The sequence below is a fragment of the Vibrio harveyi NBRC 15634 = ATCC 14126 = KCTC 12724 genome (assembly GCF_001591145.1).
In the GTDB taxonomy this organism is placed as follows: Bacteria; Pseudomonadota; Gammaproteobacteria; order Enterobacterales; family Vibrionaceae; genus Vibrio; species Vibrio harveyi.
On record NZ_BCUF01000056.1, the window covers coordinates 1 to 20,467 of the forward strand.

General features: G+C 42.4%; 18 protein-coding genes and 1 pseudogene. 5 read left to right on the plus strand and 14 right to left on the minus strand.

Annotation, left to right across the window (positions count from 1 at the left end; translation table 11 throughout):
• The 4 genes and pseudogenes from VHA02S_RS26060 to VHA02S_RS21495 all read left to right on the plus strand — a co-directional run.
• Positions 1 to 241, plus strand: a pseudogene (locus VHA02S_RS26060) (SAM-dependent methyltransferase); the annotation flags it as partial.
• 14 nt (positions 242 to 255) lie between these two features.
• Entirely contained in the window at positions 256 to 819 is a 564-nt protein-coding gene (locus VHA02S_RS21485; protein ID WP_038898801.1) for a GNAT family N-acetyltransferase, read from the plus strand.
• Positions 820 to 1,011: 192 nt separating this feature from the next.
• Positions 1,012 to 1,872, plus strand: coding sequence for a tetratricopeptide repeat protein (locus VHA02S_RS21490; RefSeq protein ID WP_038898802.1), 861 nt, complete (start codon positions 1,012 to 1,014; stop codon positions 1,870 to 1,872).
• Complete coding sequence (locus tag VHA02S_RS21495) at positions 1,865 to 2,260, plus strand: DUF2391 family protein (protein ID WP_005448769.1); 396 nt, start codon at positions 1,865 to 1,867, stop codon at positions 2,258 to 2,260. Before VHA02S_RS21490 ends, VHA02S_RS21495 begins: the two co-directional genes overlap by 8 nt.
• Positions 2,261 to 2,293: 33 nt before the next feature.
• Here VHA02S_RS21495 and soxR read toward each other — a convergent pair whose 3' ends face one another.
• The 14 genes from soxR to VHA02S_RS21570 all read right to left on the minus strand — a co-directional run bounded on the left by soxR (position 2,294) and on the right by VHA02S_RS21570 (position 19,670).
• Positions 2,294 to 2,725 carry a redox-sensitive transcriptional activator SoxR gene (gene soxR, locus VHA02S_RS21500; protein WP_005448768.1) on the minus strand — a complete coding sequence of 144 codons (432 nt, stop codon included), beginning with the start codon at positions 2,723 to 2,725 and terminating at the stop codon, positions 2,294 to 2,296.
• Positions 2,726 to 3,019: 294 nt separating this feature from the next.
• On the minus strand, positions 3,020 to 3,739 hold the full coding sequence (locus VHA02S_RS21505) for a carbonic anhydrase (RefSeq protein WP_017188619.1): 720 nt from the start codon (positions 3,737 to 3,739) through the stop codon (positions 3,020 to 3,022).
• 559 nt (positions 3,740 to 4,298) lie between these two features.
• Positions 4,299 to 4,988 (minus strand): EAL domain-containing protein, encoded by a 690-nt coding sequence (locus VHA02S_RS21510; protein ID WP_160167727.1) that lies wholly within the window; start codon positions 4,986 to 4,988, stop codon positions 4,299 to 4,301.
• Positions 4,989 to 5,524: 536 nt separating this feature from the next.
• Entirely contained in the window at positions 5,525 to 5,785 is a 261-nt protein-coding gene (locus tag VHA02S_RS21515; RefSeq protein ID WP_038898806.1) for a hypothetical protein, read from the minus strand.
• A gap of 1,431 nt (positions 5,786 to 7,216) precedes the next feature.
• Complete coding sequence (locus VHA02S_RS21525; RefSeq protein ID WP_038898807.1) at positions 7,217 to 7,798, minus strand: imm11 family protein; 582 nt, start codon at positions 7,796 to 7,798, stop codon at positions 7,217 to 7,219.
• Between the two features lie 347 nt (positions 7,799 to 8,145).
• Complete coding sequence (tdh, locus tag VHA02S_RS21530; RefSeq protein ID WP_005448756.1) at positions 8,146 to 9,177, minus strand: L-threonine 3-dehydrogenase; 1,032 nt, start codon at positions 9,175 to 9,177, stop codon at positions 8,146 to 8,148.
• Between the two features lie 141 nt (positions 9,178 to 9,318).
• Positions 9,319 to 10,512, minus strand: coding sequence for a glycine C-acetyltransferase (locus VHA02S_RS21535; RefSeq protein ID WP_038898808.1), 1,194 nt, complete (start codon positions 10,510 to 10,512; stop codon positions 9,319 to 9,321).
• Positions 10,513 to 10,724: 212 nt separating this feature from the next.
• A complete protein-coding gene (locus VHA02S_RS21540) occupies positions 10,725 to 13,052 on the minus strand; it encodes a putative bifunctional diguanylate cyclase/phosphodiesterase (RefSeq protein ID WP_038898809.1) in 2,328 nt (775 codons plus the stop codon).
• On the minus strand, positions 13,049 to 13,981 hold the full coding sequence (locus tag VHA02S_RS21545; RefSeq protein WP_009697226.1) for a transporter substrate-binding domain-containing protein: 933 nt from the start codon (positions 13,979 to 13,981) through the stop codon (positions 13,049 to 13,051). Before VHA02S_RS21545 ends, VHA02S_RS21540 begins: the two co-directional genes overlap by 4 nt.
• A gap of 60 nt (positions 13,982 to 14,041) precedes the next feature.
• The gene (locus VHA02S_RS21550; RefSeq protein ID WP_038898810.1) at positions 14,042 to 15,442 is read right to left on the minus strand and encodes an aminotransferase class V-fold PLP-dependent enzyme; all 1,401 of its coding nucleotides are present in this window, start codon (positions 15,440 to 15,442) and stop codon (positions 14,042 to 14,044) included.
• Positions 15,443 to 15,989: 547 nt separating this feature from the next.
• Positions 15,990 to 17,363, minus strand: a complete 1,374-nt coding sequence (locus tag VHA02S_RS21555) for a sensor histidine kinase (protein ID WP_005448741.1) — start codon at positions 17,361 to 17,363, stop codon at positions 15,990 to 15,992.
• Between the two features lie 40 nt (positions 17,364 to 17,403).
• Complete coding sequence (locus VHA02S_RS21560) at positions 17,404 to 18,135, minus strand: response regulator transcription factor (RefSeq protein WP_005448739.1); 732 nt, start codon at positions 18,133 to 18,135, stop codon at positions 17,404 to 17,406.
• 146 nt (positions 18,136 to 18,281) lie between these two features.
• Positions 18,282 to 18,977, minus strand: coding sequence for a spondin domain-containing protein (locus VHA02S_RS21565; RefSeq protein WP_005448737.1), 696 nt, complete (start codon positions 18,975 to 18,977; stop codon positions 18,282 to 18,284).
• Between the two features lie 9 nt (positions 18,978 to 18,986).
• Complete coding sequence (locus tag VHA02S_RS21570) at positions 18,987 to 19,670, minus strand: spondin domain-containing protein (RefSeq protein WP_005448735.1); 684 nt, start codon at positions 19,668 to 19,670, stop codon at positions 18,987 to 18,989.
• A gap of 286 nt (positions 19,671 to 19,956) precedes the next feature.
• Here VHA02S_RS21570 and VHA02S_RS21575 point away from each other — a divergent pair, with 286 nt between their 5' ends.
• Positions 19,957 to 20,430, plus strand: a complete 474-nt coding sequence (locus tag VHA02S_RS21575; protein WP_038898811.1) for a hypothetical protein — start codon at positions 19,957 to 19,959, stop codon at positions 20,428 to 20,430.
• Positions 20,431 to 20,467: the final 37 nt, after the last annotated feature.

Consider the following 20,467-nt stretch of genomic DNA (forward strand, 5'->3'; position numbering starts at 1 on the left):
AAAGGGTCAACAGACCCTAGTACCTAACGGCGTATTTTGTGGCGACTTGTTAGGAATCAACGATTCTTGGGTTGAGGCAGATACTCACCCCAACATCTGTGCTTTCACCAAAGAGCAAGTGGAAGCTTTGTTTGAAGGTTATGAAATACTTTATTTTCACGAACGAGATGAAGATGGCACAACAGCTGTTGGACACACAAAGCATTGGCACACGTTCAGCGTCACCGCCATTAAACGTTAATTAAAAGGTAAGCTATGTACCATTTCCAAGGCGTGACACTGCGACGCGCGACCCCTGAAGAAGCAAAGAATCTATATCAGTTAATTACTGAAGATGAACGATGGGCTAAATTTAATGGTCCTTACTTTCCATATCAAACTCCGACACTGGAAGGCTTTCGTAACAACACCTTACAACGCCTAATAAAAGGTGAAGACATGTTATTGATTGATTTCGAGGGTAAACCTGTTGGCTCTGTCAGTTGGTATTGGGAATGCGAGAGCACGCGTTGGTTAGAAGCTGGGATCGTCATTTACGATTCTAACTACTGGAACAAAGGGTTAGGTTTTAGCGCATTGGTGCCTTGGATAAGCCATATCTTTGACACACAAGAAATAGAGCGAGTCGGATTAACCACATGGTCAGGTAACCCGAGGATGATGCGCTGTGCGGAGAAACTCGGCATGCAGCAAGAAGCACGAATTCGTAAAGTGCGTTATTACCAAGGCGAATACTACGACTCGGTCAAATATGGCGTATTGAAAGAAGAGTGGCAAACACTGATCCAAGGCTTGTTCAGCCCAGATCAATTCGCATAGACCACTTACACAATACCGGAGTAAAAAGAGCAAACGCCCTACAAAGTGAGATAGCCCGCCACAAGACGAAAAGCTAATGACACGTCAGAACACATTATAAAACAAGTGTTTTTCATGAGTTCTTTGCTAAACATAGTCGCTATTTGCTATGGTTTCAGAGATCCATCCACTCTCGACGCAAAAGGACGTTTTATGCGCTTAATCATCGGCATATTCTTCGCTGCTCTACTCTCTTTTCCATCTCTAGCATCAGAAGAAAAGTATTCAGAATCCGACCTTTTAGATCGCCCTTTGATGGAACGTTATATCCTCGACGAATTAAAGTCTCTACGTCAGGAACAACAGGATTTAGAACGACGGATGGTCGTCGAGATCACCGACCGCGAACTTACCGTAGCCGATAAATCATTGAACTACGCTAACGTCACCGTCACCTACTTCTTCTATATCATCGCAGGTGTTGCATCGCTAATTGCCTTTGTCGGTTGGCAGTCACTGCGTGAATTTAAACACAACACCAAAGAAATGGCAGACAAGCGACTAGAAAAAATCGCTCAGGAATACGAGAAAAAGTTCCTAGCATTAGAACGCGACTTAAAACGCAAAACTCGCATCATCAGCGAGAACAACAAAGAAATCGAGAAAATCAACGAAATCCATAACTTATGGCTTCGTGCACAAAGCTCACAAACTCCAGAGCAACGTATCGATATCTACGATGAGATTCTGCTTATTCGCCCGGGCGATTTGGAAGCACTCACTTACAAAGCAGATGCCGCAATGGAGATCAAAGAATACCATTGGGCACTGAGCTTATGTAATCGCGTTTTGGAAGTCGATGACACTAACGGACCGGCGCTTTATCAACGTGCATGTGCGTACTCTCGACTCGGCATTGAAGAACAAGCGATTGAAGATTTGGAGCGTGCAATAGATGCCAGTCCATCAATTCGCGACTTGTTAGCTGAAGAGCAAGATCTGGAACTGCTTCATGGGCATGAACGCTTCGAGCAACTTCTCACAAGTAACACTATAGAGTCTAAGCATGAGTAGCCACTTCAATCTCGAAGACGCCAGCCAAGTTCTCGTTGGTGCTTTTGCTTTAGCCGTGCCAATTTCATTTTCGGAAGAGGCATGGCGACTAGGAGAAAGCCTGCCTTTTATTAACTTACTGATGTTGTTTAGCCTTTCAGTACTCTTTTTAGGTTTTTTCGCCTATCAAAGTGTATTTCAAAGCAACATCAAGACTCGTATTACGGTATTTATTTTTCGTGTCGTGATTGCTTATTTTATTGCCGCTGTAGTTGTTGCTCTGGTTCTATTTTGCATCAACAAATTGCCAATGTTTACCGACCCAATTATCGCTCTTAAACGCGTAATAGTCATAACCATGCCAGCTTCAATGGGCGCTATCGTCGTCGATAGTTTTGATAAAGAATAGAACCACATTCTCGTCACTAGGGGCTAGTTGCCCCTAATCATCCAACGTTAAGTTCGACCCCGAATGATCTTTCCCTAATACGTCTTCTGGGTTTCTTAACGCACACGTTTCAAGCGACAAACAGCCACATCCAATGCACCCGCCTAAGTCATTTTGTAATGCTTTTAGCTTTTGAATTTTTAGATCCAATTGTGCATGCCAATGACTTGCCATGGTTTCCCACTGTTGCTTGTTTGGCGCTTGATGCTTGGGCAACTCTTCTAATGCCTGTTTGATTTCTTCTAGGGATAGTCCGACTTGTTGAGCTGCTTTAATTACCGCAATACGACGAAGTACACTGCGGTGATACCGCCTTTGATTGCCTTGGTTTCGCCAGCTTGATATGAGTCCTTTCTGCTCATAAAAGTGCAGTGCTGAAACCTTTACTCCAGAACGCTTTGCTACCTCACCAACACTGATTTCCATGCTTTGCCTCTTGCTCTTACAAATGCCAACCTCAAGCTTAATTGAGGTTTTAAGTTACATTACGTTAACAAATTAAGCCATTAAAGACGATGAAAAATAAAATCCTGTTCTCATTGCCTATGCAGTATTTAGAGGGCATTCTTCACGACTATTTATGATAAGAACATTCTAGCAACAGATGCCAAAACGGTTACGTTAGGGATGATGCGACGCTTGGGTTAGAAAATGAATGGCAAAAACAGGTTGATTGCCATTCATTAGCTTTAGTGGGATCTTTCTCTGTGTGAACGCAGATTACTGCTGAGCAAGGATCATACGCGCATTAAGCGGCTGAATTGGACGGTTGTTGTGTCCCATTGCTTTAGCAAACTCTTTCACCTGCTCAGGTGAGATCGTTTTCGTGTCTTTGATTACCAACCAACGAACTCCTTCAGAGCAAGGCGGAGTCGTTAGAGAACCATTAAAACGGTAGTAATCTTTATCACTTGGGATAAGCGCGTCCGCATCAAACGGGACTTTAATAGCAACATCGTGATCTTTATTAGGGATGTTTTGCAGTAACTTAGCTAGATCTGGGTTCTCATTACCCAGTTTGAAGAACACTGCTACAACGGCTAGGTGACCCGCCTTATCAGCATGCACAAAGTGCGCTTCTAGAGGGTATTCCTTTCCATCTACATGGTTTTCTGATGGCGTGTGGAAGTGAAATTGTTTTAATACGAACTCTTTGCCATCAATCGTCAGTGTATTTTTCCCTTCTAAACTCGTCTGTAAGGTATGACCGTTGTTTAGCAGTGAAATCGCTTTACCTTGATAATCAAATTGAAGCTTATCTAGTTTGGCCTCAGTAGACGATTGAATATTAATTGGGCTTTGGTTTTGTCCTTTAGCACATTCGGAAGCAAACTCCCCCCAATGAGCAGGTCCATGCTCCCCCTCGTAGCCCCAATTCGCTGCATTCGCGGAGCTCGCAAATACCAAAGCAAGACCAAGTGCTGTTAGTGACTTTTTCATGTTTTCTCCTTGTTTTCTTCCATTCGAGTGTTGTGAAAGCACACTCAAGCTTTGTTACTTAATTCGATGAAAATACATGGTAGCCCTATATTGAACAGTTCTTAAAGAACATATTGAGTTTCATGCATACCTAGCAATGCAATCCTGACAAATGCTCTCTGTGGCATATAGAAAATGCGTTTCTCCATCAGTGTAGCAGTAATGGTTAAGTCACTGAATCGATGAGGTCTACCACACATGCCTTGTTTGTTTTGCCTTCACTCGGCTATCACTTCCTCAGCAACAAAGCATCGCTAAGTGAAAGCAATAATAAAGATTTATAGAAAATAAACCTCTCCACAATTAGTGCACATGTATTTTTTCTTTTTGGTCATTAATCTTTGTATAAATTTACGACGAATAATTCTATAAACCTGACAAGAACAAATCTTACAAGGTATATTTTCTACAATAATAAATGACATAATATAACCTTACTTTGAAAAAAATGGAACTATGTTACATTTTTAAAACTACAATAAAGTGAATGGATAATAAGTGAATAAAAGGAATTTAATAATCATAAGTAAAATTTACCCTGCACAAACTCACCTAATTCTCTTATCATGCTAGCCTGGTTAGATGTTTCAACGCCTTCGAATATCAAGCCATATCGAGTGAATGGTTTCAATACATGATATAATGCTTCTACAGCATCAAAGTCATTGTGTGATAAAAAACACTTCCCAATCTTTATTATATCCCAATTTATTTTTCCGAAGGAAAGATTTGCTTGCTCACTATTCTCATGATAACCTGACAACCAAACCATAACCCCACTTTCTTGCAACCTTAAAATATTATAAAAAATCAAATTAAGATCTATATTTTTTTGTAAATCGTGAATCTCTATAGCAATATTAAACTCGCTAAACGACATCAATTCTTGTACAAAAAAACCATCCAATAATAAATGCGATTCAACTTTAAATGAAATACAAGCTGAGACTCCCAACACCTTAGACCGTAAGATTTTTTTTATACACTTTGTTTTAATAAAAATTTCATTAAGACATTCTCTATAAGGATTAAAGCCAGATGGATAGCTAGTTACAACTTCATAAAACTGAATCGAATTGTTCCGCGAGTTAAAAATTGGTTGATATTGGCATTCAAATTTTATTGATTTTTCTTTTACAAAGATATTATCCAGAATTCTAACATTTCTATACATATAGTTATTACATAGATTCAGTTCGTCGGCTAGCATTACGTTCATCTTGCCGGAACTTTCATCCTTCCTTTTTCAATACGATGACTCTCAAAGCAACGCTCTTCCATATAAGACAGAATGTAAAAACGCCCTCCTTGGAAGAGAGATAAAATGATACCCCTCAAAAACGCAAATCAACCAATAAACTTGTATCAAAGATTATAAATCAGAACAAAAATCCTAACAAATTGATTTATTTCAATTTCAACAAAAATGAAACCGATAAAATTCATAAACATTCACACTCAAAAAGCCATAACCACACAAAGGACCTTATTTGCTAAATCAGATGGAGCTACGCAGGAAAGATACGACCTCATTACTTGCCGTTTCATATGATTAAATAACATTATAAAACAAAAAGTTGCAATAATTATCACCAAGTTCTTTTCAACATGCTCTCTCTCAGTTTTTTGGGTTGGTGAGGAGGTTATTTAGCAGTAAAGAAATAAAGCCAAGTTAGGAAAGTGAGAACAATATCACAAAATAGTCGTAGCAAAGCTGTTTGGTTTTGAAAAATTTCTGTACGTTAGTTACTTCCTTAGAACTAGCTCTTCTAATTTAATCATCAGTTCTAATGCTCTGAAATTGAATGTTTTTTTACAAAAATGAATTTCATACGCTAGCAAGCATAACGCTTTTTCTTTCAGAATTATCTTATCTTGTTCTGTTAGTTGCGTGCAGCGCATAAATCTACACTTTAACGCTAAACATAGGTTATCAATGTGTGAGCCTTCCTGACCCGTCAGATCTTGATATTCGTCGATAATATTTAGAGCAATTTGTAATGACATTTTAAATCCTAATGTTTGAAATTTCACATCTGTGCAAGCATATGAACTTGCTCCATTTAAGATGCACAAGCTTGCATTATTTTCAAAATCAACTTATGTGAATATATATAAAAAGATCGCTCACTTGTATAAACCACCCTCAATATTTAAAATTTAACGAACTCAACCAAGAAGCTAAGATGCCTAACCAGTTACACTCATGTACCATCCTAGCTTAATGTCGAAACCTCTTTATAAAAAACGAGTGACAATAGTGAATACCAATTTTTTCGCTCACGATTCAATTACATATCGCTGTATATTTGTAAGCAAACAACGCGCCGCTAACAATTCCAAGAAAAAGACAGGCGAGGAAAATAACAAAATTACGAGCAGACTCATCTTCTGATTGGTATAGCGGTCCAAATAGAGAACCAAATAAGTGGAAGAGGACAACAACGACGATAGCGCCAAACACGCCACCAATAACCACCCTGAGCCAGTGGTATCTATTCCGCTTCTGCATGCTAAAGACCTTAAAGAGGCTTTCCTCTGTTTTCCCAAAACAAACTTTAGAGAGACGAAACTATCACGGGAAGCTTTGGTGATAAGTAGTAGATTGATCCTTTGCGATTCATGACATTATCGTACTGAGATAACTGCAACTATTCTCAGTGTTAGCCTTATTTGAAACCACGGTAAGCTCCTTATTCACATAATACCGCTCACCATGCAAACCAAGCGCACCCTGACGTGTCAAATCATTCATCGAATGTTCCCTGCCTTTTGCATCTAAATACTTGCCAGGAATGCGTTGTCGAACCTTTTGCTCAATAAAAAGGAAGATATCATCAACACAATTATGGGGAACGAGGTCTGAACAAAGATTAAAGCTAAGTGACACAATTTATGGCAACTGACTATTCTTCCGTTTCCCTTTTAGCTTTTAAAGCAGAGAAAAAACCAATAAAAAATAGAGCATTGGTTACCACTAGTACAAAACCAGAAACGGCTGGTAGGTTGGTGCCCAAAATTAGCGACAGAATATAGTACTGTGCGCAGGCAGCCATGACACAGAGGGAAAGAGGTCTTAACCACATAGAATAATTTGTAAACTGATTAAAAGAACTCAAGCAAATTGAGAAAAAGACATGAGAAAAATGGATCGTAGCCAGAGAGAAGAATACAACTAGCGTAACTATTAACATTTTCAATCACCCATTTTTGCTATTCTCAGCAATACCTGTATATGCTTCTTAAACATAAATTTGACTTAGATTTAGAATGAACGTTGATACCCCTTCATTGAAAAAACCGCAAATCTACTCAATATTTTTCCGTCTGATTTCACGATAGTTTGTAACTTACTGAATAGTAGTTTTACCCCCAAAACGTCTGCGGGCATCGATAGATACATGAATGACGAGCTCCAGACGTATTGCAAACGGTGTTTTAGGGAGATAACTGTGTCTCTTTAAAGCTCAGCCCCGTCAAACCCAACTCGTGAACTCGCTCGTACAAACCACCTTTCTTATCTGTACAGAACATTCGCAACCCTGCCCCTTGAACTCGAAACAAACCAGCGCCATTAACAGCTTTCTTCTTCAAAACAAGTTTCTTAAAGGGTCTAACCCGGCTCTGCTTTCCATCGCGAAGATTGAACTTAGTTGCAGAATGGTCGATAGCATCTAATTGAGTCAAGATGTTAACAGCTCGCCAAGACTGCTTATTCAAGCACAATGGGAGAAACTCAACATCTTCACATAGTACCCCCAGTTGATCCGCGATCGAGATAGGCATGGCTAATGATATCGCTCTCCAAGCAGCAATATCCGGCTTTGGTAATGCCTTTTCGTTTTCAACTTCTAACCATTCGACATCGACACACTTCCAACTAGCTTTGACAGGCTCGCCGTACAATTGAATCGGTTTTCTTTCAGTCTCCTGAATAGAAAGTGCCAATGAAGACTCTTGTAACAGTGCGAACTCGTTGACATTTGGAGTTACAACAAACACTTTGCTAAATACTGCCATAGACGTCCCTAAACAGATTGAATGAGTTATTGAAAGTTCCCTTAAATCAAGGCTTTCACGTACTTCCATATATGTAACGATTATACTTAGATACCCAAAAGGCAACTGTACCTTCTTAAAGAAACGCTTAATTTAAATATGTTGACCGACATAAAAAGATAAATATAACGCCATGCCTATCATCACGTTATAACCTATACATGAGGTAAACGAAGAATTGCCTAATCATAGTGTTCTCGCTTACGCTTCAATGAGTAACGGGTTTATAACAAAAACGCCCCAAGGTTAACTTGAGGCGTTTGTATTAATTTTATATCAAGAAGATTTTAGGTTGCTTTCTCGCGACTCTATTCCCAATCAAGAATAACCTTGCCTGACATACCGCTACGCATTACGTCGAAGCCTTCTTGGAAATCATCAATCTTGTAGTGGTGCGTGATGATTGGTGATAGATCCAAACCAGATTGGATTAATGAAGCCATCTTGTACCATGTTTCGAACATTTCACGACCGTAAATACCTTTGATCACCAAACCTTTGAAGATAACTTGGTTCCAATCGATACCCATGTCTGACGGTGGAATACCTAGAAGTGCAATGCGACCACCGTGGTTCATCGTCGTTAGCATGGAGTTAAATGCTGATGGGTTACCAGACATTTCTAGACCTACGTCGAAGCCTTCTGTCATGCCTAGCTCAGACATTACGTCTTCTAATTTCTCTTCAGCCACGTTTACTGCGCGAGTTACGCCCATCTTACGAGCAAGCTCTAGGCGGTATTCGTTTACGTCTGTGATAACAACATGGCGAGCACCAACGTGTTTCGCTACCGCAGCTGCCATGATGCCGATTGGACCAGCACCTGTGATCAGCACGTCTTCACCAACGAGGTCAAAAGAAAGCGCAGTGTGTACAGCGTTACCAAACGGGTCAAAGATTGATGCTAGATCGTCAGAGATGCCTTCTGGGATTTTGAACGCGTTAAACGCTGGGATCACTAAATATTCTGCGAATGCGCCTTCACGGTTTACACCAACACCGATCGTGTTGCGACACAGGTGAGTACGACCACCGCGACAGTTACGACAATGACCACAGGTGATATGACCTTCACCAGAAACGCGGTCGCCGATTTCAAAGCCACGAACTTCCTGACCAATCGCAACCACTTCACCCACGTACTCGTGACCTACAACCATAGGAACTGGAATTGTCTTTTGCGACCATTCGTCCCAGTTGTAAATGTGTACGTCAGTGCCACAGATAGCGGTTTTCTTAATTTTGATCAGAATGTCGTTGTGGCCAACTTCCGGTTTTTCAACCTCAGTCATCCAGATGCCTTCTTCAGGCTTTAGCTTTGATAGTGCTTTGATTTTCATAATATTCACCCAATATTGCCCCGCTCTATGCGTGGCAAAAAATTCTTTCATCTACCGTCATTAAAGAAGAGGTAAAGGCTTTACCCATGAGCCGACTCAAAAGAGTTGGGAAAGCCTTTGTAACCTTTTAGTCTCTCAGACTTAGATGATGCCCATATCTTTACCAACTTGGATAAACGCATCGATTGCTCGGTCTAGCTGCTCACGAGAGTGTGCTGCAGACATTTGAGTACGGATACGCGCTTGACCTTTTGCTACTACAGGGAATGAGAAGCCAATTACATAGATGCCTTTCTCTAGTGCGCGCTCAGCAAATTCTGCTGCTACTTTTGCGTCACCTAACATAATTGGAATGATCGCGTGATCAGCACCACCCATAGTGAAGCCTGCGTCTTCCATACGAGCACGGAAGTGTGCTGCGTTTTCCCATAGACGCTCACGTAGGTCACCGCTCTCTTCTAGTAGATCCAGAACGCGGATAGAAGCGTTTACGATTGCTGGTGCAACAGAGTTAGAGAATAGGTATGGGCGAGAGCGCTGACGTAACCAGTCAATCACTTCAGCTTTACCAGATGTGTAACCGCCTGAAGCGCCGCCCATTGCTTTACCTAGCGTACCGGTGATGATGTCGATACGGTCCACTACGTTATGGTGTTCGTGCGTACCTGCACCTGTTTTACCCATAAAGCCAACAGCGTGAGAATCATCAACCATAGTTAATGCGCCGTACTTATCTGCTAGGTCACAGATAGCTGGAAGGTTAGCCACTACGCCGTCCATTGAGAACACACCGTCAGTTACGATAAGAATGTGGCGAGCACCCGCTTCTTTTGCAGCGATCAATTGTTGCTCTAGTTCTTCCATGTTGTTGTTTGAGTAGCGGAAACGCATCGCTTTACATAGACGAACACCGTCAATGATTGACGCGTGGTTTAGAGCGTCAGAGATGATCGCATCTTCTTTACCTAGGATAGTTTCAAATAGACCCGCGTTTGCATCGAAACATGATGTGTAAAGAATCGTGTCTTCTTTACCTAGGAACTTAGAAAGCTTCTGCTCAAGCTCTTTGTGGATGTCTTGAGTACCACAGATGAAACGTACTGAAGCCATACCAAAACCGTGCTCGTCCATGCCTGCTTTGCCCGCTTCGATAAGCGCTGGGTGGTTAGCAAGACCAAGGTAGTTGTTTGCACAGAAGTTTAGTACTTCTTCACCAGTAGAGATTTTAACAGCCGCTTGCTGTTGAGACGTAATGATACGCTCTGCTTTGTAAAGACCTTCCGCCTTCACTTCTTCAATTTGCTGTTCAATCTGTTGGTAAAATGCAGAAGACATTCGCAATTCCTTCCTGTTTATTTTGTCGAGTTTTCACTCGATTAGAATTAGGTTGAGCCTTTATGTGACGGGGGTCACAGGCAATTACTTCTCAATTAAGTGTAGTGTAATTCAAGGAAGGAAAAACGATTATCCCTTAAGGTGGAAAAGCATTAATGAATTCTAGGCACGAATCCAACTAATGCTTTTCTATGAGGTTGTATTGAAAGGAGTTATAGCCAAGTTGGCGTTGTTAAAAGCGCTTCAAACTCCTTCGCTGGCAATGGTTGGCTATAGTGGAAACCTTGTCCGAACTCACAGTTTAGGTTTTTCAAGTAATCAACGTGACGCTGCTCTTCAATGCCTTCTGCGACGATCTTAAGGTTAAGCGCTTTCGCCATTGCAATAATAACGTTCACAAGCTCACGATCCGATTCATTCTCAAACATGTTCTGTAAGAAACTACGATCAATTTTAAGTCGGTCAAATGGGAATTTCTGTAAGTAACTCAATGCTGAGTAACCGGTACCAAAGTCATCAATCGTTAGCTTCGCCCCCATCGCACGTAAGTTATCTAACATGCCCATCAGTTCATTGCTGTGGTTGAATAAAAGACTTTCAGTAACTTCAACATCAAACAATTCTGGCGGCAGCCCCGACTCCTCAAGGTGAAGCTTGATTTGCTCAAAGAGGCGATCACAGTATCTAAACTGCACACTAGAAAAGTTTACTGATACAAACAAGGGTGAATCTTTCTGCCACTTCGCCGCTTGGTGACATGCTTGACGAATAGCGAAATCACCAAGTTGATGAATCAAGCCGTTCTTTTCTGCAATCGAAATAAACTCTTCTGGGTTCACAAACCCAAACTTGTCGTCATTCCAACGCATTAGAGCTTCAGCGCCGACAATCGCTCCGCTTTCTAAATCAATAATAGGTTGGTAGTAAAGCTCTAATAAGTCTTGCGAAATGGCGTTACGCAAGCGAGTTTCCAACTCTAAGAAGCGCTGCAAATCTTGGTTCATGTTGTGATCGTAAAAACAGAAAGCGTTACGTCCATCCTGCTTAACTCGATACATAGCCATATCCGCGCACGCCAACAACTGCTCGGCGTTATCACCATCTTCTGGGAAGACTGACATTCCGACACTCGCCGAGAGGAAAAACTCGTGGTTTTGCCAGACAAACGGCTCGTTAAACACAGATAGAACCGTTGTCGCAAATCGTTTTGCGCTGTCCGCATTGTGCAAGTCTGGAATCACTAACAAAAACTCATCACCGCCAATCCGAGCCAATAAGTCTGTTTTTCGAACTGCGTTGTGCAATCTTTCCGCTGCGAGTTTTAAGACTTCATCACCAACGAAATGTCCCATGGAATCATTAATCTGCTTGAAGTGATCAAGGTCAATGAACATCACCAACACATTCGAACCGATGCGTTCTGCACGCGAAAGCTCTAAGTCGAGACGCTCGGAGCCATAAACTCGGTTTGGTAATCCGGTCAAGGAGTCATGTTTCGCTTGATAAGCTAACTCCATCTCTGACGATTTACGGCGCTCTATTTCACTGGTCAGGCGCTGGTTCTGTTGAGAAAGAAAGTCTTTACGCTTCTTCTCCTCTTCCAATTTTATTTTCAGCTCTACGCGAGTGTTGTTTAGCGTGAATGCATAAAGCAACCCAACCACAATCATGATGGCAAGTACACTTAAACCATTAATGAACATGCGTGAAGTATAAATATCTCGCTCACTGAGTGATTCAAACCACGCCATCAACTTAAAGTGATGATGTTCAATGGGTACTTCAAAATAGATTTTTTGCTTTAGCTCTTTGGCAAGGGCTTCTGGATCCGTGATGTTTTCTTGTTCCAGCTTACGACTAATAGAATCCCAAACTTCCATTTCCACATCGTTGATCTTTAACACCATCCGGCTATAGCTGCCTTCATGTTCTTGATTCGTCAGTTGGGAAATCACCACTTCTTTGTTGATGTCAGCAATCAAAAAGCCAACAGGCTTGCCAGAAAACATCACTTGCTTAACGACTTGAATGAGGACCTTACCATCATTTTGTATCGCTCTGACTTCCTCAGGATGAGCGTGGTCATTAAGCAATCGAGACGTATCAATACGATGATCTGTTTTAACGCCCGTAGTGACGATGGTTGAACCATCAAGACCAACTAACGTCAGCTTAGTGTAGATGATCTGGTTGTTGACAGTTTTCGCGTCGGCTTTCTCTTGCAGCTTACGCTTCAAGTTGATCAAACTAGCGCCTAGCCCATATTCCATCGACATGCCTGAAGCAAGATTCGCAAAGAAGGTCTGCACCGTTTTATCAGTTGATAAGTGGTCGACATCTTCGCTGGCTATCGTGAATAAATTATCGAGAGTACCCGCGTAGCTTTTTACCTTTAGGTCAAGTTCACGATGCTGAGAATCTTTTAATTTGTTTTGACCTAAACTCGTCACAGTAATAATCATCGCTAAATAGAGCGACACCAAAATAGCACTGACGGTGATGATCTTCTGGCTTGATATCTTTTTTACAGACTTTCTCATATATCGTTCTTACTATCTTCTAAGAAGTAGTCATTATAAAAATAGTAAATTGACGGGTAGTATTTCTCGACCAACTTCTGGTACGTCCCATCTTTTTTAATTGACTTCAAATATTGATTAAATGCGGCTTTTAATTCAGGGGAGTCCTTACGGAAGGCAACCGCCATTTTTTGATTTTCGGACACAGGACCAATTACTTTGATTTCTCCTGGCCACTTTTCCAATGCAATCAGTGTATCTGCTACATCAAGCAGTGTACTTTCTGCATCATTCTTCATTATCGCTGGCACCATCTCATTCAATCGACGCTGCCCATCAGGCAAAATAACTTTTGCTCCCGTGTCATAAAGATTGTAAAGGTTCGGGTCTAGACACGAGTGCTCCATCGCGAGAACTTCACGACCTTTGATAAGCGATTTCACCATCGAGATATCGTTCTCAATGGAACCTGTCGGTTTGATTGGAGTAAGGGTGGAATCTGTACGTGCGACTAACCAAACCGCAGATGGGAAGTAATCATCAGAAAAATCGACGACATGAGTTCGCCAATCAAGAATAGTGACTCCGTTAGCAATCAGATCGCCTTCAATGGGCATCGTTTTGCCAACCTGAAGCTGGGCGTCTTTATACTCAACTTGTTGACCTGTCAGTTTGCCTACCACATTGTTCCATTGCGCTGGTACGTATTCATATCGGACGCCAAGAGACTGAGCAAACCCTTTAATAATATCCACATCCAGCCCTGTCAAAGTCTGCACTTCACCTTGGTCGATGTAAGAAACAAAGTTCGCGTATGGCACACCGATATGACGCAAAACGCCGCTGTCTTTGATGTCTTGTAAATCACCAGCAAACACTGAAGCAGAGAGTAGTGACGTCATACCAACAGCCATTGCCGTCATGGTTCGTTTGATTAATTTCACTGACATGGTGAATATCCCTCTCTTTAACAAAGCGCCCAAACATGGGCGCTTTGACGATAAACAACATTAGAACGAGTAATAAAGATCCGCAATGGCTTCAACCAGACCTTCAACATCTCTCTCATCATGGAATAAATGAGTCGAAATGCGCAACGCATGTGTTTCGTACGAATCATCCTTGTACAACTTGAAGCTTGTTGTACGGATGATGTAACCATAATCTTCACGAAGACGATCACGGAACTGCGTTAGTCGTTCTTCATCTGTTACATCAAAAAACGGGTTAAACGTAGTCAGACCGCTAGTTAAGCCCTCAACGTTTGGCGAGTACATTTGCGCTTCAGGTAACGCTTCGTTAAGCAGCACCTTACATAACTCACTTAACTCCAAGATGCGTTCTTGAATTCGGTCGCGACCAATTTCATCCCACATCTTACAGCTGTCAGCAAGTGCTTGTTTTGCTGGGTAGTTGTCATTACCAATGTACTGCATTTGTAACTGCTTACCTAGGTAATCTGCATGAGATAAAGAAGAGTTAATCAACCACAATGGGTTTTCACGATCGCTCCAGTACTCATTTAAGCGTTTACCGTTGTCACGTACATATAAGATACCCGTAGCGCCCGGACCACACTGCCACTTATGACCAGAACCTGCATAGAAATCACAGTCCATGTCATGGAAATCAAGATCGAACATACCCACAGTGTGCGCACCGTCAACTAAGGTCGGGATTCGATGTTGCTTAGCCAAAGAACAAATGGCTTTCGCTGGAAGTGTTGTACCAGTTTTGTAGGTGATATGAGAGAACACGATTAACCGAACATTTTGATGTGCTTGAATCGCATCGCTGAACGCTTGAATATAGTCTTCTTCTGTCACATCTTCTGTACCAGTGAAGACAGGAAGTTGAATCTCTACGACATCCACACCAAATCGATGCTTGGCAACGTTCATAGGGGACGTCGCCGCAACGTGTTCGTGATGAGTGGTTAAGATCACATCGCCCGGCTCGAAGTGAAGACCGTTGATGATAGAGCATAGACCATCAGTAGTGTTACGACTCAAGATGATTTCATCCGCATTTGCACCAAAGCCCGGTGCAACTTGCGTCACCATTTCAGACACATAAGGCCATGAACCAAATTTATTCTTCATGTCCCACGGGTATTTCGCAACCAGTTTGTTGTTATCCTCATACCCTTCAAGAACATGTCTTGGCATTGAGCCCGTAGTACCGATGTTCATATAAGTCGTTCGCTTATCCAAAACGAACTGCTTTCGAACTTTACGCCAGAGGCGTCTTTCATTTCTTTTACCTAGTCTGCTCCAATCGATATTCTGTTCCTTTGCTTGAACAGCACCAGAAAACGCCGAAGCACTGACGCCAGCCACAACTGCACCAGTTGCACCTTTTAAAAAATTGCGGCGGCTGCGATTAGTCTTAATAGATTCCTTGTCGCTCATCTTTTCGATCCTTGTCGGAAGTTTAGCCATATTATTAATTATGAATCCGTAACTAACTGTTACTTAAACATTATTACCAAATAGATTCCCTGTTTAGATTTTTCGGCGGCAATTAAGTGACTTTAGTTCCATTTTTTCATTTCATTTGATGATATAAGCAACAGTTCTTTACGATAAAAATAAACAACTAATCGCATATTACAATATTCACTAAAACACCTAACTCTAATATAAATAGAAATTAATTTTATAATGTAAAAATCATAAAAAAGCGTGAGTTGTAATATTTACGAAACAAATTAGATAGCAAGGTTAATATTAAGTTCTAGCACGTTAAATATGTAACAGAATAAATTTAATTCATCAGCGCTATCATTCGTTTGTTGAAATAACAATCATGACGAATTGTTAAGCGAAAAATTCTATTTAAACAGTAGATTTGTTCGATGAACAGAAAGGGAAAGCAAGCAAGAGGAAGGTGGCGGTAGCTATACCCAAGTAATCTCGAGACACTTCATTCAGCGAGAATGGCTTGGGTATAGATAGATTAAACGGCTCGTAATGTGAACTTTTGTTGATATTGAGATGGTGTGCTGCTGGTCTCTAGATAACTGTGATGCAACATGAGTATCGACTGTACAATCTTGGTCCCAATACCTAGCGAGCCTCCCTGTGCTTCTTCTTCAATATGGTTAATAAAGGCAAAATGAATTCTTGATTTATCGTCACTCAAATGAGCATGACAATGTACTTCAGAACGCATTGGACTGTGGCGCAGCGCATTTTCAAGCAAGTTAAGCACCAACCGCTCTAAAAGACCTTTATCACCCACGGTTTGAATTTCGTTATCGACGTCTATTTTCAGCAGCACTTCTTTTCGAGCAAACTGGCTTTGCATCGTCTCGGCGCACTCTGCCATCAAGGCTCCAAGATCCACTGGTCGATACTCGTAATTCGGCATGGGAGCTTCTTTTCGAGCTACGTCCAACAAAGAGTGCAATTGCGTAGACAGCTTCTCACAGTTTCTGAAAGCGACGTCAATCAAAGGGTCGGATTCCGGATGCTGCAAACGCCACGTTTCCAAATAGCCAAGAACGCTCGATAACGGTGTTTTTAAATCATGACTAAGCTGCAATAAGCTTTGACGACGATGAGACGATTGATACTCCAACTGCAAAAACTGTTGCTGGATATGCTTCGCCATCATCTGATAGGAATTTGCTATCGGTACTAATTCCGGAACTTGGCGCGTAAAATCGGGTTGCAGGCGGAAATCATGTTCTGCTTGTTGTTGAAGCTGATTGGTCACACGCTCAATCGGGTTCAATAAACTGCGTTTCACTAACACATAAGCACCTAATGCAAAGCCTAAAATAGACACTAAAACTAACCCAGCGAGCGCGATATAAGGTGTGTCTACTTGGGCGTTGGCAATCGCATCATGTCTGGTACTGCCAATGACTACATAGAGATAACCCACGGTTGAGCCGAGTTCCTCAATCGCTGCTACGGAAAACACTTTGTGCTCGCCACGATTACGAGGATCTTCGCCTAAGATGGGGAATGGCTCGTCATTCAAGAATCGTTTAATTGGGTTAAGATCTACCTTACCCATAATCTCTGCACCTTCTGGTGCTGCATGGGTAGTGATGTTGCCTTGGCTATCAAGAAAGTAGATTTCGAAATCCGGACCAATCAACATAAGGGTATGAAAGATGGATTTAAGCGCTTTCGGGTTGTAATCCGTACCTATCATCAACGGATTATCATCACGCATGTGGCTTGCCAGCTCTTTGTGTAGACTCTGTTTAGTGCGTAATTCAATGGTCTCTTTTTGCCAATTGTACGTTAATGCAATAACGGCTGCTGCTAAACAAAACCATAGGCTCGTGAACACCACTAAGCGAGATTTGAAGCTCATCCTAGCGCCTCCTTAATCAGTTATTACTTAGGTAGTTAAGCTACTGTCGTGGTTGAAACTTGTACCCCACGCCCCATACCGTCTGGATAAAATGATGATCAGAGTCAGACAAAGACAACTTGCTACGTAGGCGATTGATGGTGCTACACACCGTATGATGATAACCGGAATGGCTGGTATTCCACACATGGTCGAGTAATTCATCTTTACTGTAGACTCTACCCGGGCGTGTCGCGAGGAATTGCAGCAAGGTAAACTCTGTCGCGGTAAGAGTGACATCCTTGTCATTTAGGGATACCTGATGCAATTCTGGAATAATTCTTAATGGACCAAAATCCATGCTATCTTCAAGTTCACTTCTTTCAACTTGTACTTCAACGGTTTGACTTACCCGTCGCAATACATTGCGTACTCGAGCTTGAAATTCTAATACGCTAAACGGCTTGGTAATGTAGTCATCCACACCCGCCTCCAAACCATCCACTTTATCCATCTCACCATCTCTGGCGGTCAGCATGAGCACAGGGCTCCAATCTTGTTGCTGACGTAAATAATGGCAGATATCTAAGCCGTCACCGTCTGGCAAACCTCGGTCAAGAATGAGTAAATCAAAAGGTTGTTGTTGGTATTGCGCTTTAGCTTCGGCGACATTCGTTACCCGCAACACTTGGTGTCCTTGAAACTTGAGATGCATTTGAACCAGTTCTGCCAAATCATCATCGTCTTCTACCAGCAAAATGTTCGCGACTAAATTGATTGCCTGCTGTTCCATGGTCCTTTCCCTGCGTCTGAGAATCCTCACTTTGCACATGACCGGAACAAATCGGAATTTCTTTCAAAAAAGGTTCCGATGACGCCATGAGGGTTAAAGCGCTCGGCTACAAGCGCTTTGGAAAGGAGACGCCATCGGAGCCTGTATTACTCGACTCGGGTGATAGTGAGTTTCGCACCAGGATTCAGGAAGCGATGGTTCGCAGAAAGCGCAGAATTGGCTAAACCATCATCTTTACTTACCACTCCCGCGTGAAACGCCACTACGTCATTTGTGTCGTTACGAGCAGCATTAAAGCCTTCACCACCGCCTGCAGGTCCCGGAATGGTGGCTGCAAGTTCATCGTTCAATTCCGTGCCGGAATCCCAAACGTTCATGCTCATTTCGTAGCTTTCTCCCACCGCCAATGATTTAAGCGATAGACCCGTTTCCCCAACAAACGCATCATTGGTGTTCACAAACATGGAAGCGACTGAAACGTAGCCCGCTTTGTGTGGGTCAACTGTAAAGGTTACGGAATCACTTGAACCTGGAAGCACTAAACCATTACCTGACAACGTTTGGTAGACATAGTCATTGGAATCCTTTAGCGCTAACAGCTCGGCATTGCTGCCCCCTTCTGCAAGATGCTCAAGCTCAACAGAAGAGCTTTTGCCAATTTCAAACAGTTTGTATTTGTCGTTGTGAGCCAAAATCGCAAGTGGCGACATTGGTTGATTCGCGGTCAAGTTTGCAACGTTAATCGTGTAACGGTATGACTTCACCACATCATTATCATCATCGCTTGGACAACCGGCGAGTAAGCCGACTGAAGCTGCTACGAGTAAGATTCTGTATTTCATACATCCCCCTTACTTCACAACAATTGTGATGGTTGCAACTGGGTTCAGCCAACGATGGCTGCTGCTGTCTAGGTCACTGATGCCGCCAGTTGGATCGCTATCACCAAGGTTACCCGGATGCACGTGAACTTTGTCATTAGTCACTGCCGCTTCAACACCGGTGCCGCCTGTACCAAAGGTAATGAAAGGTGGATTTGGCATGCTACCTTTAAGTTCATCATTGGCTTCTGTGCCTGCATCATAACTTCTTAGCGTTGCTCGGTATGTGCCAGCTTCCGTTGGGATTTTCCAGCTATCTAGCCCCACGAAACCATCATTGGTTGGCAGAAGCATCGCACTAAGAGACAAGTATCCATGATCACCACTGTTCATGGTAAAGGTAGTCGCGACACCCGGATTCAAAATACCACCAGCCGGGTTCTCAACCACAACACCACCAGCATTACCAATGACACTAGCAAGACCCGAGATGTCACCACCTTCCGCCATTGCTTCTAACTCTGGGGTAGCGGCTTCACCGGTTCTGAACATCTTAAGATCAGAGCCATGTGCTGCGACAATCAGTGGCGTAAAGTAAATGCCTTTTGTCGCGTTAGTCACGGTGATTTCCAGTTCCGCTGCATTCACTGATGCAGAGCCTAGTGCCATAGCGACTGAAGTCATGACGAGTCCGAGTTGGGTACGTTTTTTCATTGTGATTCCATCCTTTAATGAGGGTTGAACTACTCAAGCCCATGTTTACGGCTCTACTTCTTTGTTTGTAACTTGAGTAGGTTAAGCATTACGTTTCGAACGTTTTGCGTTCTTGCCTCTAAGAATGACGAACAAATCTATCAGCAACTTCATCGAATTCTCATAAAATTCTCACAAGTTCTGTTCGATTTTTTCAGCAGCGATTTTTACTCTTAATCAGCTATTTACACTTCGTGTACTCCCCTCCTACAATGTGGTATTCCCTGTTTAAATCACGATTCTCAGCATGATTCATAACGTACTGGCTGCTTACTATGGCGAAATCTACGGCATCGCTTTTTTCAATCACTACTTGAACCATTACGCCCATGGTGAACAACAAACGCTGTGGCAAACCTTGATTGAAGTAGAAGAGCTCACCGCAGAAAAGCTCAAGCCTGTATTACTAGCAAATGGCATGGATATCGAAAGCCGACACCAAGAGATGCTTGATAAAGGCTTGGCAGACGCAACCAAGTGGATAGAGTTGCCATGGCTGGAGTTGGTGGCAACTCTTCTGAAGTGGGTAGAACCTTATGAGGTCAAGTATCGAGAGTGGCATGAAGATGTGAAAGCTTCACAGCAGTATTCAATCGCTGAGCGAGAAGCTATCGGGTTGATTGCGGACCACGAAACGGCTATTTATCACTGTTGGCAGCACTACTATATTGGTGAATCTGGCTTGCCTGCCCTGAATACCTTCTTAGCAAAATATCGCTAAAGCGAGACGGTGACACTTGAACCGAACAAAACCGTAC